The 24215-nt window shown below is 43.1% G+C and carries 22 protein-coding genes and 1 tRNA gene; 15 read left to right on the top strand and 8 right to left on the bottom strand.

Annotated elements, in window-relative coordinates; genetic code table 11:
* Positions 1-298 precede the first annotated feature (298 nt).
* Together murB and IM792_RS10485 are read left to right on the top strand one after the other, a co-directional pair.
* Entirely contained in the window at positions 299-1336 is a 1038-nt protein-coding gene (gene murB / locus IM792_RS10490; protein WP_194101797.1) for a UDP-N-acetylmuramate dehydrogenase, read from the top strand.
* A gap of 269 nt (positions 1337-1605) precedes the next feature.
* Complete coding sequence (locus IM792_RS10485) at positions 1606-2145, top strand: sigma-70 family RNA polymerase sigma factor (RefSeq protein WP_194101796.1); 540 nt, start codon at positions 1606-1608, stop codon at positions 2143-2145.
* 128 nt (positions 2146-2273) lie between these two features.
* Here IM792_RS10485 and IM792_RS10480 read toward each other — a convergent pair whose 3' ends face one another.
* From IM792_RS10480 to IM792_RS10470, 3 genes are all read right to left on the bottom strand, one after another.
* Positions 2274-2939 (bottom strand): DNA alkylation repair protein, encoded by a 666-nt coding sequence (locus IM792_RS10480; protein WP_194101795.1) that lies wholly within the window; start codon positions 2937-2939, stop codon positions 2274-2276.
* An 806-nt stretch (positions 2940-3745) separates the two neighbouring features.
* Complete coding sequence (locus IM792_RS10475) at positions 3746-4489, bottom strand: C4-type zinc ribbon domain-containing protein (RefSeq protein WP_194101794.1); 744 nt, start codon at positions 4487-4489, stop codon at positions 3746-3748.
* Positions 4489-5586: a Nif3-like dinuclear metal center hexameric protein gene (locus tag IM792_RS10470; RefSeq protein ID WP_194101793.1), complete on the bottom strand. Its 1098-nt coding sequence runs from the start codon at positions 5584-5586 to the stop codon at positions 4489-4491. The genes IM792_RS10475 and IM792_RS10470 overlap by 1 nt, the downstream gene beginning before the upstream one ends.
* Before the next feature lie 141 nt (positions 5587-5727).
* On the opposite strand from IM792_RS10470, the gene IM792_RS10465 reads away from it, so the two are divergent.
* Genes IM792_RS10465 through IM792_RS10455 form a run of 3 tightly spaced genes read left to right on the top strand, consistent with a single transcriptional unit; the run spans position 5728 to position 8048 of the window.
* Positions 5728-6162 carry a MarR family transcriptional regulator gene (locus tag IM792_RS10465; RefSeq protein WP_194101792.1) on the top strand — a complete coding sequence of 145 codons (435 nt, stop codon included), beginning with the start codon at positions 5728-5730 and terminating at the stop codon, positions 6160-6162.
* 31 nt (positions 6163-6193) lie between these two features.
* Positions 6194-7459, top strand: coding sequence for an MFS transporter (locus IM792_RS10460; protein WP_194101791.1), 1266 nt, complete (start codon positions 6194-6196; stop codon positions 7457-7459).
* A gap of 19 nt (positions 7460-7478) precedes the next feature.
* The gene (locus IM792_RS10455; protein ID WP_194101790.1) at positions 7479-8048 is read left to right on the top strand and encodes an isochorismatase family protein; all 570 of its coding nucleotides are present in this window, start codon (positions 7479-7481) and stop codon (positions 8046-8048) included.
* Here the strand turns inward: IM792_RS10455 and IM792_RS10450 are convergent.
* On the bottom strand, positions 8041-8271 hold the full coding sequence (locus tag IM792_RS10450; RefSeq protein ID WP_194101789.1) for a DUF2905 domain-containing protein: 231 nt from the start codon (positions 8269-8271) through the stop codon (positions 8041-8043). The two genes, IM792_RS10455 and IM792_RS10450, sit on opposite strands and share 8 nt — an antisense overlap.
* A gap of 15 nt (positions 8272-8286) precedes the next feature.
* A complete protein-coding gene (locus IM792_RS10445; protein WP_194101788.1) occupies positions 8287-8649 on the bottom strand; it encodes a TM2 domain-containing protein in 363 nt (120 codons plus the stop codon).
* 204 nt (positions 8650-8853) lie between these two features.
* Here IM792_RS10445 and IM792_RS10440 point away from each other — a divergent pair, with 204 nt between their 5' ends.
* The 4 genes from IM792_RS10440 (at position 8854) to IM792_RS10425 (ending at position 15722) form a co-directional block, all read left to right on the top strand.
* Positions 8854-10899, top strand: a complete 2046-nt coding sequence (locus tag IM792_RS10440) for an AAA family ATPase (RefSeq protein WP_194101787.1) — start codon at positions 8854-8856, stop codon at positions 10897-10899.
* Between the two features lie 133 nt (positions 10900-11032).
* The gene (locus tag IM792_RS10435; RefSeq protein WP_194101786.1) at positions 11033-13024 is read left to right on the top strand and encodes an ATP-binding protein; all 1992 of its coding nucleotides are present in this window, start codon (positions 11033-11035) and stop codon (positions 13022-13024) included.
* A gap of 89 nt (positions 13025-13113) precedes the next feature.
* Entirely contained in the window at positions 13114-13995 is an 882-nt protein-coding gene (locus tag IM792_RS10430; protein WP_194101785.1) for a glycosyltransferase family 2 protein, read from the top strand.
* 665 nt (positions 13996-14660) lie between these two features.
* Entirely contained in the window at positions 14661-15722 is a 1062-nt protein-coding gene (locus IM792_RS10425) for a hypothetical protein (protein ID WP_194101784.1), read from the top strand.
* 122 nt (positions 15723-15844) lie between these two features.
* Here the strand turns inward: IM792_RS10425 and IM792_RS10420 are convergent, their stop codons facing one another.
* Positions 15845-16267: a hypothetical protein gene (locus IM792_RS10420; RefSeq protein WP_194101783.1), complete on the bottom strand. Its 423-nt coding sequence runs from the start codon at positions 16265-16267 to the stop codon at positions 15845-15847.
* Between the two features lie 130 nt (positions 16268-16397).
* Here IM792_RS10420 and IM792_RS10415 point away from each other — a divergent pair, with 130 nt between their 5' ends.
* The 6 genes from IM792_RS10415 (at position 16398) to IM792_RS10390 (ending at position 22111) form a co-directional block, all read left to right on the top strand.
* A complete protein-coding gene (locus IM792_RS10415) occupies positions 16398-16994 on the top strand; it encodes a hypothetical protein (protein WP_194101782.1) in 597 nt (198 codons plus the stop codon).
* Positions 16995-17122: 128 nt separating this feature from the next.
* Positions 17123-18109, top strand: coding sequence for a hypothetical protein (locus tag IM792_RS10410; protein ID WP_194101781.1), 987 nt, complete (start codon positions 17123-17125; stop codon positions 18107-18109).
* A gap of 189 nt (positions 18110-18298) precedes the next feature.
* Positions 18299-18372: transfer RNA gene (locus IM792_RS10405), tRNA-Pro, on the top strand.
* A 111-nt stretch (positions 18373-18483) separates the two neighbouring features.
* A complete protein-coding gene (locus IM792_RS10400; protein ID WP_194101780.1) occupies positions 18484-19110 on the top strand; it encodes a Pr6Pr family membrane protein in 627 nt (208 codons plus the stop codon).
* Positions 19111-19378: 268 nt separating this feature from the next.
* Positions 19379-21187: a c-type cytochrome gene (locus tag IM792_RS10395; RefSeq protein WP_194101779.1), complete on the top strand. Its 1809-nt coding sequence runs from the start codon at positions 19379-19381 to the stop codon at positions 21185-21187.
* Positions 21188-21190: 3 nt separating this feature from the next.
* On the top strand, positions 21191-22111 hold the full coding sequence (locus IM792_RS10390) for an SMP-30/gluconolactonase/LRE family protein (RefSeq protein WP_194101778.1): 921 nt from the start codon (positions 21191-21193) through the stop codon (positions 22109-22111).
* 19 nt (positions 22112-22130) lie between these two features.
* Here IM792_RS10390 and IM792_RS10385 read toward each other — a convergent pair whose 3' ends face one another.
* Both IM792_RS10385 and IM792_RS10380 read right to left on the bottom strand, forming a co-directional pair.
* The gene (locus IM792_RS10385) at positions 22131-22622 is read right to left on the bottom strand and encodes a hypothetical protein (protein ID WP_194101777.1); all 492 of its coding nucleotides are present in this window, start codon (positions 22620-22622) and stop codon (positions 22131-22133) included.
* 108 nt (positions 22623-22730) lie between these two features.
* On the bottom strand, positions 22731-24182 hold the full coding sequence (locus IM792_RS10380) for a TolC family protein (protein ID WP_194101776.1): 1452 nt from the start codon (positions 24180-24182) through the stop codon (positions 22731-22733).
* Between the last annotated feature and the right edge of the window lie 33 nt (positions 24183-24215).

Below are 24215 nucleotides of genomic sequence, written 5' to 3'. Positions count from 1 at the left end.
ATCGGGGCTTGATACCAATTGTCAAATGCTTGCTGTATAATAAACTGACCTATGTTTACTATCAGGCCAATCGTTATAAAAACAATCAGCAATATATCAGAAGGTGATTTTGGCGTTTTTGTAAAATACAGGCTCGTTCCGCAGTTTTTACAAAATTTAGCATCGTCGGCGTTTGGGGTAAGGCAATTAAAACAATTCATTAGTGAGTGATAGATTTATTAAGGTATATAAGGAATAGTGCATTTTCAGTGTGATAAGATTATGTGGCTAATATAAAAAAATCCCGACATTCGTACCCATGCTGCAAATACAGGAAAACGCCTCTCTAAAACATCTTAATACTTTTGGTATTGAAGCCCGTGCAAAATACTTTGTTGAAATTAGTAATGAAGATGAGTTGGCCGAGTTATTTGCCGACGAGAAATGGCACAGCATACCCCGCCTGGTATTAGGTGGCGGCAGTAATATGCTCATGGTTTCAAACTTTGATGGTTTGGTTATCCGCGTCAACATCCGCGGTATCGAGCATCGCATTAACCACAATGAGGTTACGGTTGAGGCCGGCGGCGGCGAGGTGTGGAATGACCTGGTTAACTTTTGTGTTGACTGTGGTTTTGCCGGTATGGAAAACCTGAGCCTTATACCCGGTTCGGTAGGCGCATCGCCCATACAAAACATAGGCGCCTACGGCGTAGAGATAAAGGATGTATTTGAAAGCTGCCATGCCTTTGAGATAGCCACAGGCCAATACAAAACCTTTACCCATGCCGATTGCAAGTTCGGCTATCGCGAAAGTGTATTTAAAAGCGAGCTTAAAGGGCAATACATTATCACATCGGTAAAGTATAAACTATCGTTAACGCCGCAGCTTAATTTAAAATATGGTGCTATTGAGCAGGAGTTAAACGCTCGGGGTATAAGTGAGCCTACTATTAAGGATGTATCAACAGTGGTATCGCACATAAGGGTTTCTAAACTACCCGATCCATCAACCATTGGCAATGCAGGCAGCTTTTTCAAAAACCCGGTTATCGGTGTGGATAAGTTCGCTTTGTTAATAACTAATCACCCCGATGTGGTGAACTATCCGGCAGGCGAAGGGTTTATTAAATTAGCGGCCGGTTGGTTGATAGAGCAGTGCGGCTGGCGGGGCAAAGTGGTAGGTAACACCGGTACCTGGAAAAATCAGGCGTTGGTGCTGGTTAATCACGGCGGTGCTACCGGGCCGGAAGTGTATGATCTGTCGTCGCAGATAATAGACAGTGTGTATGCTAAATTCGGCGTTAAGCTGGAGCGAGAGGTACACATTATAGGCAATCCGGCCTCAAAAAATTAAAAACTCCATTTAGTTTTAAGGCAATGATGCGCACTCAAGCATTTGTATGCCCGGCTGTGTATGGTTTATTCTACTATAAACTACACTCAATTCCTTATATGTGTACAGTTAATTGTACTCAAAACCTCCAAATGTTAATAATTTATTAAAATGCTATGCGTGTTTAAACGTTTTAGTTGCGCTTTGGCGGCTAAAAGGCGGCTTTTATTATAAGTTTAGCAAAGTGGTATCATAATTGTTTTTATTCAATCACATAAACAACTACTATTATGACAAAGATTGAGTTTAACACCCTGGTACTACGTCAAGCAAGTTCACTGCGTTCATACGCTTTACATTTTACGCACGATGCTGATGATGCCAACGACCTGGTGCAAGACACCATGTTAAAAGCGATAACTTACTACAATAAGTTTAAAGAAGGTACCAACTTAAAGGGATGGTTATACACGATCATGAAAAATACCTTCATCAACAATTACCGTCGTTTTGTTAAGATGAGCACCTTTGTTACCAAAAGCGATGAAATATCATCACCAAATCTGGTATTCAGCTCAACTAAAAATGATGGCGAATCAAAATTTGTGATGGACGATATTAAACGCGCCCTTGGCAAATTACCTGAAGAATACTACGTGCCTTTCACCATGTACTTTGAAGGCCACAAATACCATGAGATCGCTGATCATCTGGACATCCCGATCGGTACTGTGAAAACCCGCATACACGTTGCCCGTAAGCTGTTAAAGAAAAACCTTAAAGCTTATGACAATGGTGTTGCCAAACCTGTTTATGCCGACGCAGAATAATATCTGAATTTTTAAACTCAACATATATATAAGAAAGAAACCCGCTTTATGGCGGGTTTTTTTGTGCCTATGTTTTTGTATTGAGCAATGTTTATTGTAGGAAAAGATAGGCATTTCCCGGCAAAGCATTAACCTTGCCGTTTCACCATCTCATTGATCCAGATTGGAGCAAAGGGCGAAGTGCAGCCTTTTGATACCGGATAATCACGGTATATGCCCAGTCGCTCGCCAATAGCTAAGGCGCGCTCGCGATAGGCCGGATGGTGTATGCCGATGTTAGCCAACGTGCTGTTCATGGTCCATTGTGTTTCGGGTGGCGCGGTGGGCATCTCGGCTTCAATACGCTTAAGGAGGGCTTCAATATCCAATCCTTGTGGGTTGCGTGCCACCCGCCCTGCGGTAAGGCTCCAGCCTGCACGTGCCGCCATTGGGTCGGTAATTTGCATCCATTGCAGGCGCAGGTCCTCCTTGCCCGGATATTCCTTGATCACATAATTGCTCAGCCAATCCGCAACCTGCGAAAAGCTTTCAGACCGCACCATAGCATCCAGCTCATCAGGCGTTAAGCGCTTGGGTTCAATAATCAGTATGGCCAGCAGCCTTGCCTCCACATTGCCGGTTTGCCAAAGCTCCATTGCCAGTTTATGGTTGGTTTTGATAGCCTTGGCCATATTACGTATATCGCCCATCTTAACCCCAAACTGATTTTCGCCAGCCCCAAACTTCACGTTATGCGCCCGCACCTTTTCGTTACCAAGTGATTCGAGTTTTGTGAGGATTTCGGTGACTATCATGGATATTAAGAGGTTAGTAATAGAAGCAAAAGAAATGAATTTTTGGAAGAAAGCAATTTTAAATAAAGTAGTATTTTTCATTTCGACAAAGGAGAATATGCACGCGTTCAATGGCAAGGCGATAGATTCCTCCTCGTACAACCCCTCCTAAATCCTCCCCGAGGGGGAGGACTTTAATTGAACTTTATTAATTTGTCATTTCGACGAAGGAGAAATCTGTCTGCGTTAATTGCTAAGCGACAGATTTCTCCTCGTACCTCGTTCGAAATGACAAAAAGTATAATAAAGAAAAAGCGGGTAGGCCTGGCAGAAAACCGGGCCAGGGAGTATGGCCTTGTGGGTGGAAGGTTTTTTCTGCCTTGACTTTTGGTTACTTTGTGTCTAAGACAAAGTAACTGGGCTCTGCGCCCAAGAGCAGGCTGACGATAGTTAAAGCACAACTATATAACTATAGCACTATGTTAAAATCGCTTCATTACCTATTCTCAACTTCTTTTGTGCAGACAAAAGAAGCAAAAACTGCCGGCTACGCCCTGCCCGGTGAAAGTTTGTGCTTTGGCATGGCTTGTGCTGCTCCGGGCATTTCTGATGCCGGAAGGATAGGTTATTTAAGGCTTGTGCTTTTGTATATTTTCGATTATGTCATTTCGCGTAGGAGAAATCTGTACACGTTCCATAGCAAAGCGACAGATTCCTCCTCGTACCTCGTTCGGAATGACAAATTATAAAGTATCATATTAATTGCTCCCAAAAACAAAAAAAGCGCCTCAACTGAGGCGCTTTTCAATGCAATATCTAAACAGCAATTATGCTTCTTCTGCTTCTAAAGCCATTTGCTCGTCAACCAGGATACGGCCGCAGTGCTCGCAAACGATGATCTTTTTACGCTGACGGATATCAGACTGGCGCTGAGGCGGGATCTGGTTAAAGCAACCTGAACATGAATCGCGCTGAATGGTTACTACTGCCAAACCGTTTTTAGCGTTTTTACGCAGACGGGTGTAGGCGGTAAGTAAACGCTCCTCAATGTTACCGGTAGCTTTTTCAGCCTGGGCAAGCAGTTCGTTCTCTTCTTTTTCAGTTTCGGCGGTAATGGTGCCTAATTCTGATTTTTTAGCGTCAAGGTCGGCTTTGCGTGCATCAAGGTCGGCTTGAGCTTTTTCGTAAACCTGGGTTTTGTTGCTTATTTCAAAACCAAATTCACGAATTTTCTTTTCGCTTACCTGTATGTCAAGGCCTTGAATTTCTACCTCTTTTGAGATAGCATCATACTCACGGTTGTTCTTAACATCGTTAAGTTGCGCTTCGTATTTTTTGATGTTGGCTTGTGCGTCTTTGATCAGATTTTTGCGGTTAACGATCTCGTCCTCAATATCGTCAAGCTCGTACTTAAGCTTTTGGATGCGGGTTTCAAGGCCGGCAACATCATCCTCAAGGTCAGCCACCTCTACAGGCAGTTCACCACGCACCTGGCGTATTCTATCAATCTTAGTATGTACTGTCTGAAGGTCGTATAAAGCTTTAAGCTTTTGTTCAACGGTTTGTTCCATTAAATAAAATATTTGACGGGGTTCGTATTTATCGTTGTTAAACGGACGGCAAAGGTAGCGAATTTTTTCTGAATAATTTCAAACAATAATTGCTGCGTAAATTGCTCACTTTCAAAATGTCCGATATCCGCTATCACTATTTTGCCATCGGCATCAAAAAACTCATGGTATTTATAATCAGCTGTTACAAAAACATCGGCTCCGGCGGCTATGGCCTGCTTTAATAAAAAGCCTCCGGCACCACCGCAAACCGCTACCTTTTTAACGTTTCGGCCACGTAGTTCGGTATGTTTAATTACGCCGGTTTGCATGTTTTGTTTTAGTGAGCGCAAAAAGTCGGTTTCACTTACGGCTACATCCAGTTCGCCTATCATGCCCGAGCCAATTTGCGTATGCTGATTGGTGAGTGTATACAGATCATACGCCACCTCCTCATACGGATGCGCCAATACCAGCGCCATCAATATCTTGCTTTCCAGGTTGGCGGGGTAAATGGTTTCAATACGTAATTCAGGTTCGTGATGCCGTTTGCCCGGTTCGCCAACGTAGGGGTTGGTATCATCATTACCCTTAAAGGTGCCGGTACCCTCGGTGCCAAAGCTGCACTCGCTGTAATTACCAATATCGCCTGCGCCTGCTGCAAATAAGGCGTTCTTTACGCTTTCGGCATCGTTGATGGGGGCGTAGGTAACCAGTTTTTTAAGTAGTCCGTTTTTTGGGGCGAGGATGCGGGTGTTCTTTAACCCCAGCATCTCGCATATTTTAGAGTTAACACCACCGGTAATATTATCCAGATTGGTATGTATGGCGTATATGGCCACATCGTGCTTAATAGCCTTTTCAACCACGCGCTCCACATAGGTGCGGCCGTTGAATTTTTTTAGTCCTTTAAAAACTATGGGGTGGTGCGATATGATCACCTGACAACCCGTAGCGATAGCCTCATCAACAACAGCTTCAGTACAATCTAATGATATAAGGGCCTGGCTCACTTCCTTATCCGGGCTGCCGACAATCAGGCCTGCGTTGTCATAATCTTCCTGGTAGGCCAGGGGGGCAAGGCCTTCAAGGTAGTTGGTGAGTTCAGCTAATTTCATCCAACTAAATTACTATTAAAAGGTATTGCGGGTATAAACTGCAAAATATTTTTTGATGAGGTTATGATGCGGGCATGACATTCACTCCTCATAAAGTTTGTAATTTTGTAAGGTAAACTTACAAGTTAAGCTGACAATAAAATGGATCGTAAAACAAGGCAACTGGCATCGCAACTGCGCGAAACTACTACGAGGCTGATAAAAAAGCTCCGCAAAAAATCGTCGACTGGTGATAAGCTTTCGCTTACCGAGCGCTCAACCATTGCCCTGCTCGATCAGCATGGCGAGTTGCTGCCCAGCGAATTGGCTTCGATGGAAAAGATCACCACGCAATCCATGTCGCAGATATTGAACCACCTTTTTGAGCTGGGGTACATTAACCGCGAACCATCGCAAACGGATAAAAGGAAGGTGATCATCTCCCTGTCTGACCTTGGGCGTGAAGTACTTTACCGGGTACGCAATGAGCGCGACGAATGGCTGTACATTGCCATAAGCGACCTTTGCCCGCCCGAAGAACAGGAGTTGCTTAACCAAGCCCTGAACACGCTCAAAAAAATTATTGAACACGAATAGATACACTAAATACGGAGGGACAGGAAGATAGATGAACATAAGTACATTCAACGCGTTTAAAAGCCGCAATTACAGGCTTTTCTTTTTCGGCCAATCATTTTCACTGATAGGCACATGGATGCAAAAAACAGCGGTAAGCTGGGTAATATACGCCTTAACACACTCCGAATTTATGCTGGGGGTAACCATGTTCGCCAGCCTGTTCCCCTCATTCATCCTCTCGTTTTTAGGTGGCGTTGCCGCCGATCGTTACGATCGCTTTAAGCTGCTGCTCATCACCCAAATAGCCTCCATGATACAGGCGCTGCTGCTTACCCTGCTGGTTTACTTTAAGCATTACGAGGTTTGGCAAATTATTGCCCTGAGCGTAGTGCTTGGTATTATCAATGCCTTTGATGTACCCGCCCGCCAATCGCTGGTGTATGAAATGATAGATGATAAGGAGCACCTGCCCAATGCCCTCGCGCTCAATTCATCCATGGTAAACTTGTCGAGGCTGATAGGCCCCGGTATTGCCGGTTTACTGATAGAGAAGCTGGGCGATGATGTTTGCTTCGGCCTAAATACTTTAAGTTTTATAGCGGTGATAGGTTCACTGCTGATGATGCGCCTGCCTAAGTTTGAACAAAAACCGCACTCCAAAAATGTAGTGGCCGATTTAAAGGAGGGCTTCGCCTACATCAAAAACACCCCATCCATCGGTTTTATATTGCTGATGCTTTGCCTGATGAGTGTGCTGGTGCTGCCCTTTGCTACGCTGATACCGGTTTACGCCCGCGATATTTTTAAGGGTACGGCTTCAACCTTTGGCGTTATTGATAGCGTTATCGGGCTGGGTGCCTTTGCGGGGGCTATATTCCTGGCATCGCTTAAGCCGAACAGTAACCTGAAGCTGATATTGGCTATTAACACCGTAGTATTGGGCGCGGGGCTGGCCCTGTTCTCGCATGAGGAAGTTTACCCTATTGCCCTGGTATTCGCTATGGTGAGTGGTTTCGGTATGATGTCGCAGGTTACTATTAGTAATACGGTGATACAAACTACCGTTAGTCCGGATATGCGGGGGCGGGTAATCAGCTTTTATGCTATGGTGCTGTTTGGTTTGCAACCCATCGGCGGACTGCTCATTGGTACGGTATCGCAATACATCAACGCCCAAAACACACTGCTGGCCGAGGGTATTGCCGCCCTGCTGATCGGTGGGCTGCACCTGTACTTTTTACGTAAGGAAAAACAAAAGAATAATATACAACAGTTAGCGCCTCCGGTAAAACTACAGGAAGCCGTTAATGCCTGATAATACATACTACCTATATATGATCACCGAAATTGATAAAAACACAGCCCTTGTACTTATTGATCTGCAAAATGCCATTGTGCAATTACCCTTGCAGCACCCGGTTAACGAGGTGATAGCCAATGCCGCCAACCTGCTGCATGCCTTTCATAAAGCGGCACTGCCTGCGGTTATTGTTAACGTAAGCCCATCCGGCAAGTGGACAACCAACCGTAAGGATGCTAAACAGGCACCCGTAGCTTTTACTGCTGAGCAACTGGCCATAACGCCTGAACTGAGTACCCATGCCGATGATATATTCATCACCAAACATACCTGGAACGCTTTTTTTGATACCAATTTGCACCATGCCCTGCAACAGCGCAGCATTACCAATATTGTGCTGGCCGGCATATCAACCAGTGTAGGGGTGGAGGGTACCGCCCGTGCCGCTGCCGAACTGGGCTACAACGTAACCTTTGCCGCCGATGCCATGACGGATATGGTGCTCGAAGCGCATGAGCGCAGCCTGAAATATCTTTTCCCGCGTATTGGAGAGGTGGGTACAGTGGCCGAAATATTAGAAAAAATACCGGGCGCGCTTAACTAAGCCAGCGCCATAGTCGCATAATAATAAACAGCAGCAGGTTAATGATAACCAGCGTAGTTAGCGGAAAATAAAAGCGGAAGTTTTCGCGCTCTACCCTGATATCGCCGGGCAGGCGACCGAGCCAGTTGAGCCTGCCGTTAAAAAAATAAACAGCAAAGCCGGCAAGCATAATAAGCAGGCCGGCTAATATTAGGTATTTACCAGTATCGCTGTTGAGCAGCATGGCTGCAATTTATATTTATTGGTACATTTTAGCAATATGGAAACTCTCGTAAGCCATTTGCTTATTGTACTCGTTGGCGAGGTTTTTATAATTAACAAGGTCAACAATGGTGCCTATAAAGCACAACCCTGCGGTAAAGAAATAAAGTAGCCCCATGCCTATTTGGCCCAGCATAAAGCGGTGAATACCCGCAAAGCCAACAAAACCTAAAAGGCTTACTAATAATATATCCTGCGGATTTTTACGTTTGGTTGAGTAAACGGCAAAAAAGCGGTTTTTTTGCTGCTCGTCAAGCTCGGCGGTGGCCTGTTGTAAAAATACAACCTCTTCAGGGCTTATGCCCGAGAATGCGTAATATGGATCGTTGGGTGCGTACATGGCTTTCAGTTTTTAGTGATTTGATTAATTTGTTGATATAAAGGTACGTTGCCCTGTAAAAATAGCCAATGTAAAATAGGTTAATGCTTGCGGGTTGTCGGTAAGTGTGGTTTTTTTGGCGGTGAAAGTGGGGAAGGAGAGTTGTTGAATCTTTTTAAAGCTTATCAGGCACTGAATATTAGAAAAATCGACTATTTTTCAACTATGAAATTGACTGAGGTAAAAATTCGAAATTTTCGGAAGCTAATTAATGTTGAGTTTAAATGTAAGGATAGCATTAATACTATTGTCGGACCTAATGGTGTAGGTAAAAGCTCAATTTTAGATGCCATTAGATTAACTAAGTCGGTTTTGCTTCAATCTGTTGATAACGAAGCCGCTAGTACGCTTCAGAATATGGGGATTTTTTCTCCTCAAACAAACTCGGTTCTGTTTCATACAATTTGTAATGATGCTAGTAAAGAGGTTGTAATCACGATAAGCTTTAAATTATCAAATGAAGAAATTCAATTAGTTCAAAGTTCAATTATGGATTTCGCATTACTAAGATTGCAAAATCAGTTGGGGCAAAATCCTAGTAATAGATTGAATTTAATATCTTATTTATCTACTCCAGCAGGCCAATTACAACAGGTGCAAGTATTAAATGAAACTAAGTCTTTATTAGAAAAATTTGTAGTAGACAAAAAACTAGCAGTAATAGAGTTAACAGCATCATATACTCAGATTTTTGGTAAAAATGGATTTGATCAAGAATTAGTTAGTTTCATTTTAAGGAGTATTAACTTGAATCAAACCTTGTTTTCTGTATTTCCAGCGGATAGAAATTTTCCGACTGGTGAAGTAGGTATTCAATTAGGGCAAGGAGATTTGCAGCAACAAGTACAGTCTTATAGTATTCAACCAAGTTTGAAATTCCATAGATTGAAGAATGTTATTGTTAATTATTTACTAATGAATAACAATGATCTCTCTGCAATACAAAATGATTTTAGATTGATTTTTGAAAACTTAATCCCAGGAAAAGAATTATTTGGCATTAAAATAGAAGATTCTACAAGTAGGCTTTCAGTGCTAATTAAAGAAACAAACACAGATGCAATTTATGATATTGATTTTTTGAGCAGTGGCGAGAAAGGGTTGTTACTTACATTATTTCTACTCATCAGAACTGTTGCGAAAGGTGGTATTATTATTATCGATGAACCGGAATTGCATTTAAATCCTGCTGTCTGTAAAAACATTATAAGCTTTCTGTATAATCATATTGTGGATAAGCAAGACGTGCAAATATTAATGACAACACACTCTGCTGAAATACTTACCGCAACAAAAGAAGATGAGAGATTTCAATTGTTCCATTTAATAGATTCAAATACTGTTTCACCAATCTATAAAAATGATAATAATGAAGCGTCGGAAGCAATCAAAGCATTAGGTGTTTCAACAGCAGATTTGCTTTTCAACAAAGGTGTAATATATCTTGAAGGTACTACTGATGAAGAATATATAAATGAAGTTTTAAAAAATTACACTGTTAATTTTAAAATTCAATCTTTAGGAGGCAGAAGTATTGTTGAAAATGAGGTGAAAATTCTTCAATCTAGTGATAGAAAAAGTAAGCTTAAAGGACTGCATATTTTTATATTGGATTTTGATAATAAACCAACTGAATTAAAAGATACTGAGAATGTCAAAATTATCCAGTGGGATAGATATTCATTTGAAAATTATCTTCTAAATACTGATATTTTGTATAGTGTTATTCGAGATAGTAATCCTAAAAACTTCCCTTCGAGCAGAGTTGAATTCACAAGAAAAGTCAAGAAATTGGCATTTACCCAGATTGATGCAATCGCAATTGCAGATGTTACAGGAATACAGATCCCTAAAACAATTGGATTAAGTAAGAAAGATTTGGGATTATCAAATTCTGCAATTGACATCGCAGAACTACTTAATGAAAAGATATTAGAGTTGAAATCGACTTTGGATAATTTTATTCCAGAAACTTGGAAGGGGGTTTTTATCGAGTCTGTAAATAGTAAAACTACGCAGCTACAAGAAGATTGGGAAGAGAATTGGAAGAAGTATTGTAAAGGGAAAGAATTATTAGTTAGTATATACCAGGAATTTGGTCTTTCAAATTATAGAGATTTTATAAAAAAGTTAATCTCACAAAACAAAGCTGAGAATACCGAAGAATGGCAAATACTAAAAAATAAAATCGATTATATTATTCAAAAATAATATGATCGATTTTGAATAAATTTTTCATTTGGCGCATACAACCTCATCTCCCCCAAACAAACCACCATTCCTCACAGTTATATTCTGACGGATACAATTAGTATCTTTACCCAATAAGTTTTTATACTGAATAATGCCATCAGCTCCTGTCCCTCGTAATGAGCAAGAACGCCTTGCGTCGCTTCAATCATACCATATTCTGGATACCGCTACCGAAAAGGACTTTGACGAACTGGCCGAGCTGGCATCCGCCATTTGCGATACACCTGTGGCGCTCATCAGCTTTGTTGATAAGGATCGACAATGGTTTAAGGCACGCAAAGGGGTTGATATTTCTGAAACCGACAGGGCATTGTCGTTCTGCGCCCATGCCATCAACAAGCCCAACGAAATTCTGGAGGTTGAGGATGCCCGTCGCGATAAACGTTTCGCGGATAATGATCTGGTAACCGGCGATACCAACCTGGTATTCTACGCCGGTGTGCCGCTGGTTGATAACGCGGGCTATCCGTTAGGGTCGCTTTGTGTGATTGACAGGGAAAAGAAACAGCTGAACGATATGCAGCGCTCGGCATTAAAAGTGCTTGCCAACCAGGTGATGGATAAGCTAACCCTCCGCAAAAAGATACTCGAGCTACAGGAATCAAAAAACCGTAACTCGCGGCTCAACAAATTACTGATGACCAAGGAGCAGGAGGCCATGCAGATTATCAAGAACACGCCCATGGCCATGGCCCTGCACGTGGGGTTAGACATGACCATCCGCTTCGCTAACGATATGATGCTTAAGGCCTGGGATAAGGATGAACTGGTGTTCCACATGCCGTTTGCCAAGGCCCTGCCCGAGCTTGCCGCGTTGGATTTTCCGAGTACTATGCGGCAGGTATACCGTACCGGTATACGCTACGAGCAAACCGAGGCGCACATGAGCTACGAGCATCAGGGCGAAATAAAGCAATTTTACTATAACTACGCCTTTACCCCGCTAAAGGATGAGAACGGGCAGGTGTGGGGAATTTTAAATACCGCGTTTGACATGACCGCCGTAGTACGCAACCGCCTGGCTGCCGAAAGCGCCGAGGAACAGCTGCGCCTGGCCGTACAATCGGCCGATCTGGGTACCTGGTACATTAATGCCAGCACGCGCGAGTTCATCGCTTCGCCCAAGTTAAAGGAGTTGTTTGGCTACAGCGCCAACGAGCCTATGGGCTACGAAGCCGCCATTGCCCAAATACCCGATGAACACCGCGACCGCATAGCCCATGCTGTTGAGGATACGTTAAACCACGGCACGGCCTACGATGTAGAATACCCTATAGTTGGCTACCGCGATAAAAAGCTGCGCTGGGTAAGGGCTACGGGCAACCTGTTTAAATCGGGCGGAGATACGGCGGCGGCGCACTTCTCAGGCACCATTGCCGATATTACCGAACGCCGTGAGGACGAGCAGCGTAAAAACGACTTTATAGGCATGGTTAGTCATGAGCTTAAAACCCCGCTAACCTCCATAAGCGGCTATACCCAGCTGCAACTGGCCCGCACCATAAAGGCCGACGATAAAGCCGGGCAGGAACTGGCCATTAAATCAAAACGCCAGGTTGACCGTATGCAGGCGCTCATTACCGGCTTTTTAGATGTAGCGCGACTGACCGAGGGTAAGATCAGGCTCAACAAAAAGGAGTTTGATATGGCCACCCTGTTTGATATTTCCGCGCACGAGCTGTTAGCCGTGCATACCACACATAAACTGATCTTTCACAAGGTTGAAGCTATATCCATACACGCCGATCAGGAAAAGATTGAGCAGGTGCTGGTGAACTTTATTAACAACGCTGTTAAGTACTCCCAGTCGGGCAGCGAAATAAATGTAGACTGCATTGCCCAAGACAATCATATCACAGTAAGCGTAACCGACCAGGGCTTCGGCGTAAGCCCTAAAGACCAAAAGCATATTTTTGAACGCTTTTACCGTGTAGACAACGCTAAAACCAACCAAATATCAGGCTTCGGCATAGGGCTGTACGTTTGTAAGGAGATAGTTGAACGCCACGGCGGCCAAACAGGCGTTGAAAGCGAAATAGGCCAGGGCAGCAGGTTCTGGTTTACATTGCCGTTGGGGTTGTGAGTAAACTATATTGGTTAGCTAACAATACAGTATATTAACAAAACATTTGATGGCCTGAAAATTTAGGTCATTTTTGTTTGTTGAAAATTATGAAAGTTTCAGGTTTTACGTTTATAAGAAATGCCGTTGCTAATGACTACCCGATAACGGAAGCCATCAGATCAATTTTACCCATATGCGATGAATTTATTGTTGTTGTAGGCCAGTCGACCGACGAAACAAGGCAATTGATCGCCAATATCAACTCACCCAAGGTCCGGATCATTGATTCTGTTTGGAATGACTCTCTTAAGGAGGGCGGTGTTGTTTTTGCCCGCGAAACTGATAAGGCCTACCAGGCAATTTCGGCTGATACTGATTGGGCTTTTTATATACAAGGTGACGAGGTTGTTCACGAAAAGTACCTGCCACTAATAGTTAAGGAGATGGAGCAGGCGTCGCATAATCCGGCTATTGAGGGTTTGCTATTCAAATACCTGCACTTTTACGCGTCGTATGATTACTTTGGCGATTCGCGCCGCTGGTATCGTCGGGAGATCAGGGTAATTAAAAATCTTAAAGGCATACAATCATACCGAGATGCGCAGGGTTTCAGGTTGAATGAACGTAAGATCAAGGTTAAGCTTATTGACGCTTACATTTACCACTATGGCTGGGCCAAACCATTAACCGGACTAAATAATAAGGTGAAAAACTTCAATAAGTTTTACCACGATGATGAATGGATAAAAGAACACGTGCCCGAAACCTATGAGTTTGATTACGGCAATGCCGACAGGCTGATAAAATTCAACGACACCCACCCAGGGGTAATGCAAAAACGAATAGAAACTACACGCTGGGAGATAGATTTTAAGGACAAACCCCTGCAAAAGCATATGGACTTTAGGCGAAAGCTATTGCAACGTGTAGAGGATATCACCGGCTGGCGTGTAGGCGAGTATAAAAATTATAAGATCGTAAAAAGGTGAGGGAAAGCCTTTTGGAGATCACTGTCAGTTCAATTAATCTGCTGGCCTTATTTCAATATGCCTCAACATAAACAGCTCATCTACATAATTAAAACTAATTGGCTTCACCTGTTAGGTATATTTTTATGTACTGAGATTGTAACAGTAATCTATGCGTTCTATAACAGATCTGATGAGGGCACGCTTGTAGGACAGATATTGTTCTCAGCTCCTTTTTTGATATTTACATACGGTTTGTTGCCTCTGATAGCGTTTTACATGGCACTGCTTGTTTTAGATTTGTTGTGCTTTTCAAGGTTGAAACTACAACCATTAGCAATTGTACTGATCGAGTGGGTTATCATCGTGCCCATATTTATATATTGGGCATTAATATATGAGTATTGGCTTTGGCTTGCTTTAATATCTTCATTTTTAGTTACACAACTTATCAGAAGCAGGTGGATAAGTAGACGATTACAAGGCGGAGAAACAGCTTAACTATAATCTCACAACATCATTCCCTATTGCTCATACCTGCTCAAAATCGGGTAGCGGTAATGTTTTGTTTAAGCTAAAGTTAAATATCAAATTGGGTAAATTCTTGTTACTAAATCGAGAAACTGATATACCCAATGGTGTGTTTATACTGATAATTTTACTTGAAATTAAAACACACCAATTTTATGAAAAACAAATTCTATGTGTTGGCCGCCGCCTTGCTGGTCGGCTTGGCTTCGTGTAAAAAGGAAAAAGCGGAGATCGCTCCTGAAGATTCAGCTAACTCAACACTTACTACCAACGCAACCGTAAAGCCATTTACGGTAACAACATTAGCAGGGCGAATAAATATAATAGGCTCCCGCGACGGGCAAGGCGCGGAGGCGGGTTTCAACGGAGCTGAAGGTCTGGATCTGACAAGTGATGGAACCATTTATGTAACCAGTTTGGGCAGCATCCGTAAGGTATCGCCAACTTATTATGTTACCCGGCTTGATATAGTTGGTAACCAGGGGCAGGAGGTTATAGATGCCCAAAAAATAAAGATACAAAAGGATGGAACGATAAACTTTATAGCCAGCGACAGGATATTTAAAAATTCGCAAACTACATGGATCGTAAAGCCATCGGGCGAGGTGGTAACGCCTGCATCTAAAACAGATTTTAAGTACATGTATCAGGATTTACAGAAAGACCCCTATACAGATGAGTTATGGGTGGCCGGCCAGGCAAAGGATACTGTAAATAACAAAGCCTACGCGATACTTGAAAAATTTAAAATTAGTAATGGAAAGATAGGCACGAATACATACCGCGTGCCTGTTGACTCGTTAACAGCCGAGAATAAGGTTGACCCTAAAATAACCAGTTTCTTTTGCGGCTATAATGGTGTAAAATACATTGTTATAAACAACATCTCGATCTATAAGCTTACCCCGGCCGGTGTTTTTACACAGATATATCGTGATATTGACTTCAATATAATAAATAACGTTGGTATAGAAGGTATCACCTCTATCGTTGCAACTAAAGATAGCCGGACTATTTATGTTGCCAATGGAGGCCGTATCAGGAGTATAAGCGATGGCGTTAGTCGTACATTGGTTGGCCCTAATCATGGCAGGCAGTACCAGGATGGCGTAGGCGCGCAAGCGGATGTTCATGCCAAGCAACTTGCCCTGTCAAAGGATGAAAATACCATCTATTTTACAGACAGAAACTCACTGAGGAAATTGACGCTGAAGTAGTCGATATAAAAATTAAACAACAAGGCTCCCGATAGTAAAATGTCGGGAGCTTTGTTGTTAATGATGTAAGATTTTGAGTTTGCTTCGGGAATTCTACTCAAACTAAGACTATTTGGATTTACTTACAATTTTCGCCACACCTCGTAGTAAATTTCACCTGACGCTACTGCATAGGAGAAGCGCATGGCTTTTTTGTCCTCGCTTATCCAATAGTTTATTTTTTCCTCTTGGCCTACACCTTCTATGCCGATAACAGGGTGTTGATATAGCTTCTTCTGTAAATAAAATTTAGTGGTAGGCACTCTATATGTTCCGCTTTGGGTAATAACAAAGCCGTCGGGGCCAGGGCGCACAATAGTAAATGTGGTATCAGTGCTGATTCTAAGTACGCCTTTAGCTGATGGGCCTAAGTTTTCAGGGTCTGCACCGAATTGTACAAACTCCCATATCCCCACAAAGTCCTTTTGATTTACCTGTGCTGACGTGGTATTTACAAAAAACGAAAATAGAAATAACGCAATAATTGGTTTAAATAGAGCTTTCATAAGAAGGTTTTGGCTTTTATCAAATCTAATAAAAAAGTTATATCTATAGAAATATAGCTCCTATCAATGTCGTACAATACAGTTTGGTTTTAACAGACTATTTAAAGCAAATGATTTTATATTAGTATCTATGAAGCCTTTGTCACTTATATTCTTTACAACGCTTGTTTGCCTGTCATCATGTTTTATAACTGAGCGAGGTGATAACTCTGTCAAGACCCTTGATTTTAAGTATTTCACTATAGAAGTTCCTGAAAGTTGGCAGCAGGTTAAAGCAAGAGGCATTGATTCCTATGTTGGTGAGATTCATATCGATACCGGGACTATTATACGTTTTGATCTTGGGTGGTATACAGACCCAATGAATGAAGATGAAGATCAAGATAGGTACAGTGTACACGATGGAAGCATCTATTTGACAGATAGTTCTTCTACTCCTCAACACAGGGTTTCGATGTACTTCGCAGAGGCAAATACTGAAAATTTAGAAAAGGTACGGCACAATAAAATTAAATGGGTGACCATTGATAATCATAAAGCGAAATTGATCATACCTAAAAGGCCGGGAATTGGCACCACTGGCGTTTTTATTGATAGGTTATGGCGCAGCGGAAGCAATAATGATCGATTTGGCTTGCGTGGGGATCGTCTTACGGGAGAGCAACAGCGGCAATTGCTCAAAGCTATAATGACTTTAAGGTTTTGTGAGCATCCATCCGAGAGATAACATAATTAATTCACACTCCATTGGAATATTTATATGCAATAAATAGGTAGTTATACATTGTAAGCAACAGCTTTAGTAAAGGCTTATTGTTATTATGGTGCGCTTCTATATTTGACTAAACCTTAATTATGAACAAGCACCTTGCCCTTTCACTATTACTATCTACAGCTTTGTTAGGCTGTAAGAAAGAAACCGGGTCTAAAAAAGTTGATGAGCCCCAAAGCGATCAAACACACATCGCTACATTTAGTATTCAGGATTTTAGCATATCCGATGGCTCGTTATCAACAAATGGGTTAAAGACCAACGCGCTGAAAGATGACATTAAGTATCTACATTATGGTGCCTACAGAGGTGAGGTTTCTGATTACCATTTTGCGCTAAATGTTCATAAAGTTGCCTATCAGGATTACACTCAGGCAAACTTTGGAAAAATAACAGACTCTCTTACCAATGGCCCTAAACGTGTTTATTTTGTGGGGACACAAGTAAAAGGTGCTATTGGCACTGATCAAATTCCGGGTACCGGTGGTAGTTTTATCGCGCACCCAATGTTTGCACCGGCAAGCACCGATTTAAAAGATGACATGTATTATGCCGCGTTAGATACCACCGTAAGCGGACCTATTAACAAGCAAATAGTTTTAAAGCGGATGGTTACAAAAGTAACTCTCAAGATCAGTGATCCTATTCCGTCAAACGCAGCTAAGCTTGTTTTTCAATTTATGGATTATCCTCCAACTTTCGACTTAGCTACAGGTACCGGTCGTCCGCGAACGAGAGAAGAGGAATATTTACCCCGGGATTTTGTATATGATGTAAAATCAGCAGATAAAGGTAAATCCAATTTTGAACTATGCGTTTATGTTTGGCCTTATCGTTACAGAGAATTATCTATTACTTGTTTTGACAAGAACGGGAAGGTTATAGCTACTAAGATAATGCCTAAAAATCAGTATGATTTTTATACCAATCTGGAAATAAACAGGCACTATACATTTAGTGGTTACTTGTTTGGTCATCAAGCTACATTTGGAGTAACGGTAGATAAAAAATGGGATGAACCTGTAAACATGCCTTACAGCGTTACTGGAGTTAAACGAAGCATTAAATAGTCTTTTCATCATTAGTTTTTTTATTAACGCCGGGCTTAATAGCCCGGCGTTTTTTAATAACCCTGCATTGCAAAGGATTTGATAGTTCACGTATCTGCTTATAACTTTTTTCGGATTTCGATATCATTTATATATTTGACCGTTCATTAGTGATTGGTTCTGTTAAAGAATGATCATTGATAACTTCTTCGGGATGTAGCGTAGCCCGGTATCGCGCCAGCATGGGGTGCTGGAGGTCGGAGGTTCGAATCCTCTCATCCCGACTTTGATCATCTTTATATAAAGAGGCCTTACCCGGTCTCTTTTTTTTGTGACATATTCTTTCTATCTCCGCCAAATCTCAATATATTCATGCCTATCTATCAGGTATATATATGGAAAGCACATCTATCCCTAAAAAGTCAACAGCTAAAAAAGTATTCGCTCTTGTTACGGCTGCCTTTGCATGGGCTGCTGTTATTGTGCAATACTGTATCGGCAATGCAAGTGTTGTAAACTTTCTGAGTTATTTTACCATTTTATGTAACCTGCTGGTGGCTGTTTGCCTCACTTTTTCAACATTGATGCCGGGCAGACGGGTGGGTAAACTCTTTTCAGGCCTTTCTGCACAGAGCGCTATCGCGGTATATGTTTTTATAGTGGGTTTGGTGTATAACACGGTGCTGCGAGGTATTTGGGCGCCAACAGGTATGGCCTGGTTGGTTGATAATACTTTGCATGTTGTTGTGCCGGTACTTTACCTGTTATACTGGGCATTGTACAGACCGCATGGGGCTTTACAATGGCAATCGGGTTTTTACTGGGCTGTATTTCCGTTGCTATATCTGGTTTACTCGCTTGTGCATGGGGCAATGGTGCATTGGTACCCTTATCCTTTTATTGATGCCGATAAGTTAGCTTACACCAGGGTATTCATTAACGCGGTTGTGGTAACAAGCGCGTTCGTCATCACCGGATTAATTATTGTGCTGATCACCCGGTCGGGTAAAAGATCTTTGTAAATACAATTTATCTACAATTTTAGTATTATTGTTTGCTCTGTTGCGGAGTATTGCCATATAAAATTGGCCTGTTTAACCCCTTCTCAAAAAAATATTTTGCAAATTTTGCATACGCATTAGTCGTTATGTAAACTTACTGTGTCTTTAGTGTGAATCTACCTGCCTTATGCCATTCTGTGTAATGATCGTGCTGTTTTGATGGAGTGGCGTGTGTTATTTTTTAGATTTTTAACATACTGAACATTATTATTTAATCACCAAACAATACATGAGGTTCGCAAAGCTGAGTTTTAAGAGAGGAAGTTTATTTAAATTTTTTAACAGCCGCCAGCTAAAAGTGATAGGCGCGGGCTGCCTGGTCATCTCCACCGCGTTTACATGGTATAAGGATAAGCTGCCCACCCCTGATGCTGATAACGGCGGTCTGTTTCTGCCCGATGGTTTCAGTGCGCTGGTAGTTGCCGATAGCTTAAAAGGCCGCGCCAGGCACATCGCCGTAAACAGCAATGGTGATATTTATGTAAAGGCCCGTTTCCATAACATGAATGATGGTTATGGCAACATAGCCCTGCGCGATACCAATGGCGATGGCCGTATGGATGTAGTACAGCCCTTTGGTAAGTACGATGGACACTCGTACGGTACAGCCATGAGGGTACATAACGGCTACCTGTATTTTAGCTCAGAACTGACGGTTTACCGCATGAAGCTCGATCCTAAAACCTTAGTGCCCGAGGGTAAGATAGATACCATTGTTGCCGATGATCCGCCGTATCACGAGCATCAAACCAAACCTATAGCTTTTGATGATGATGGCCATATTTATGTGGGCTGGGGTGCAGGCTCAAACGCCGGACAGGAGAAAAACCGTGTGCCCGGCTCAAAAGGCGTAGGCGACCCGTTTGCGCCCGATAAGGGCAACCCCATGCTGAAAGATCATGGGGGCATCTGGCGTTTTGATGCCAACAAACTCAACCAAAAACAACTGAACGGTACCCGCTATGCTACCGGCCTGCGCAGTATTGTGGCGCTGGATTGGGACCCGAAAAGCAAATCGCTTTTTACGGTGAACCACGGTCGTGATGATTTCAGGTTGCTATGGCCTGATCTTTATTCGCCCTGGGAAAGCGCCATGCTGCCTGCCGAGGAGTTTTTTAAGGTTAATGAAGGACTTGACGGCGGCTGGCCATATTACTATTACGATCAGATAAAGAATAAAAAACTACTGAACCCCGAGTTCGGCGGTGATAAGATAAAGGAAGGCAACGGCGCCAAATTACCAAAACCACTCATCGGTTTTCCCGGTCACTTTGCACCTAACGATCTGTTGTTTTACAAAGGCAAGCAATTTCCGGAGCGTTATAAAAATGGCGCGTTCATCGCTTTTCATGGCGCTACTAACCGTTCGCCGTATCCGCAGGCAGGGTATATCATCGCGTTTGTGCCGTTTAAGGATGGTATGCCATCAGGCGAGTGGGAGGTATTTGCCGATGGCTTTGCCAAGGTTGACCCAATTACCAGCGTGAGCGATGCGATGTACCGCCCAATGGGGCTTTCAGAAGGGCCGGATGGTTCGCTCTATATTGGCGATACCGAAAAGGGCCGTATATGGCGCGTAATATACAGCGGTAATAAAAAGGAGTTTGGCGCGGCACAGTTAGCCGGTATGCAAAAGCGTAAGCAAACAGCATCAAACATTAAAACACCTGATGTTACTAAGGATAATTTATTCGCCAAGCTGCCTAAAACATCTGCGGTTTACAGCACATATTGCGTAGCTTGCCACCAGGTTAATGGTAAGGGTGATGGCAACAGGTTCCCGCCGCTGGAGCAATCGGAGTGGGTGAACTGGGATAAATACCGCCTCATCAACATTATACTTAATGGCTTAAGCGGCCCTATCACCGTTAAGGGCTTGCCTTATAACGAGGTGATGCCTGCCCACGGTAGTTTTTTAAGTGACGATCAGGTGGCCGAGGTGCTTAACTACATCAAATCAAACTTTAACAACACACCCGAAATTGTTACCGCGGCAGAGGTAGCAAAGGTTCGTAAAATGACTGCCAATAAAAAATAGAACATGCTAAAGAGATATAACCATACCATAAAGAGATTTTTAACACCCGTACTTGTAGCTGCCGCCCTTACCGCGAATGCGCAAACTGATGATGCCCTTTTTACAACCAAGGTATTTACGCCGCCCGGCAGCTTTACCACAGGTGTTGAAGGCCCCGCGGTTGATAAGGATGGTAACTTGTACGCTGTAAACTTCGACCATGATGGTACGATAGGCAAGGTAACTCCCGATGGTAAGGCAAGCATATTTATTGAACTGCCTACCGGTAGCATAGGCAACGGAATAAGGTTTGACAGCCACGGCAATATGCTGATAGCCGATTATACCCACCACAACATCATCAAGGTAAATATGGCCACTAAAGAGCAGCAGGTATTTGCCCACGAGGATAAGATGGCCCAACCCAATGATATTGCCATTGATAAATACGACAGGCTTTACGCCAGCGACCCGAACTGGAAAGCCGGCACAGGTAAAGTTTGGCGTATTGATACCGACGGCAAGGTTAGCTTGCTGTTAGATAGCATGGCCACGGTGAACGGCATTGATGTTAGTCCGGATGGGAAGACCTTGTATGTTAATGAGCTTAGAAAGATCTGGGCATTCAGCCTGTCGGCCAAAGGAGAGGTTAGCAAGAAAAGATTGGTGATCGAGTTTCCTGATTTTGGGATGGATGGTATGCGTTGCGACGTAAAGGGCAATATATACCAGGCGCGCTATGCCAAAGGCACGGTAGCCAAAGTATCGCCAAAAGGAAAGGTGATACAGGAGATCAAGCTAACCGGCCAAAAACCAACCAATGTAGCCTTTGGCGGCCCCGACGGTAAAACCATGTACGTAACTCTACAGGACGAAAAGAACATCGAAACCTTCCGCGTTGATCAACCCGGCCGCGAATGGCAGATGACGAAGAAACAGAAGTAGTAAGATGTGATAGGTGAGATTAATTATGGAGCCGCTTCCGTTTGGTGGCTTTTTTCTTTTTGGGAGGATATATATCGGGTGGCCAGCTGATAATTCTGTTTACATTTGTTATTGATCCACTCCACATTAGCATATGCCCATTAAAGTTTTTATCAAAAATACCCTCAATTAATGCGTATTTGTTGTTAAGTTTCTGTATTTCAGGTAAATACATACTATCCCTCATCATGTCGACCCATACTCCATTTTTGGAAATACCAAGGTTACAGTCAGTTTTATGTACATAAATAGCACAATTTTCAGAATAGAGTGTTAAATACCCTATAACTATAACACGTTTCTTGTGGTATTTTTCGGGATTAGCGATCAGTGATATAATAGAAACTTCATCTAACTCAGGTCGATCCTGATGAGGAGCCTTCTTTAATACACCAATGTTTGGTTTGGATGTTTGATAGGGTAGCAGAAACATTAATAACAATAATGCTGTGATGGTAGGTTTAACTTTCATGTTGTTTTAAATATACAAAACGACAGTGATTTCATAGCATCATTAGTTGCCAAAACAAAAATGGCCGGACAGAATCCGGCCATTTTTTGTTATTAATAATTGTGCGACTTACATATTATCAGCCTGCCTGATACCTGCTTTATAGTAAAGCTCGGCCAGGGTTTTTTGGTAGCCCGATATCATGCTTTCGCGCTTTATCTTCATATCTATCAGCTTGCTTTCGCGTGTGTTAATCAGGAATAGGGTACTTTCACCCAAATCAAACTTTTGCAACTCACCGGTTAGCAGTACCTGCTGGTTGTTGATACTCTGTATTTGCACCACTAACTGTGAGCGGTATGCACTGAGATCATTATATGAGGAGCGGATGTTGTTGCTGATCTCACGCCCTGATTGTTGCAGGTCGTAGTTTACTTCCTGTTGCTTTATCTTTACCTCGCGCAGCTTACCACGTTCCTTACGTAAAAACAGCGGGAAGGCAAACTCAACACCGACCTTGTAGTTGCTCCAATTAAAATCGTAATAATCGGGCACGTAACTGTTAAAATCCCGACGGGTTGATAGCAGCGACCCGCTGATGTTGATCTTCGGTTTCAGCAACTCCTGCCTGTAGCGCCTGTCAATATCCAGCTGCGCGCTCTTGGCACGTAACTTTAATAATTCCGGGTGCTGTTGCTCGGCCTGGCCAAGCAGGGTTTCCAGCAGTGTATTATCCGGCAGTACAATATTCTGGTTAACAGATTCGGGTACGGCATTTCGGGGCAGCTCAAGCGGCGTACCCTCATCATTCCATAAATGGTTTGATAGCACCAGCGCTGCATTTTGCAGCACGATAGTGCTTTTTGCCAGCTGTATCTGCCTGTCCTGCACGGTAATACTTGCCTCTACCGAGTCTATCGGCGGTTTATCGCCAATAAGGGTCTGTCTTCTTAAAGCCTCAAAGCGGCGCTGCGCCAGATCAACACCCTCCTTAAGCAGCAGATACTCGCGGTAGGCATAGTACCAGGCCCAGTAATCCTTAGCGGCGGTATACCATACGCTGTTTATTTGTTTCACCTTTTCGGCCTCGGCATAATTTACCATGGCTTTGGCTTGTTTCAGGGTGCTGCGTCGCTCATCAATAAGCAAACCCTGCCCTAACGGAATGGTCAGGCCAACCCCGGCAAGCCCCGGTTGCGGTGTGCGTGTTTCAGGATTGGTATAGGTGCCCACGCTACGGTCATAGCCCACCTTAAGGTCGGCACCGGCAACGTACAGCGGTACTTTAAGTTCGCTGTTCCAGTTGTTGTAATACTCGGTATTGCCAAACAGCTTGCGGTTGAATGATGCCTTTACAGCCGGGTCAAAATACCCCGACGATTGCAACACGCTGGCCTTTGCTGCCTCGCTTAATAATGCCGCCTGTTTTACTATAGGGTGGCTCTTGAAAACTATTTCCTCCAGGTCTTCAAGGGCGAATACTTTACCCGTATCAGCCGCTGCCCTGGTGGCTTGCGCGTAGGCGCCCGCCTTAATTAATAGTATTAACAGGCCGGCAGCTAAATAACGTTTTAATTCCATGTTGATGTTATTAACTGTATACATTGGCGGCTT

This window comes from Mucilaginibacter sp. JRF (genome assembly GCF_015223065.1).
Taxonomy (GTDB): Bacteria; Bacteroidota; Bacteroidia; order Sphingobacteriales; family Sphingobacteriaceae; genus Mucilaginibacter.
Note: the sequence above shows the minus strand (reverse complement) of the source record. Positions and strands in the feature narration are given on the sequence as shown.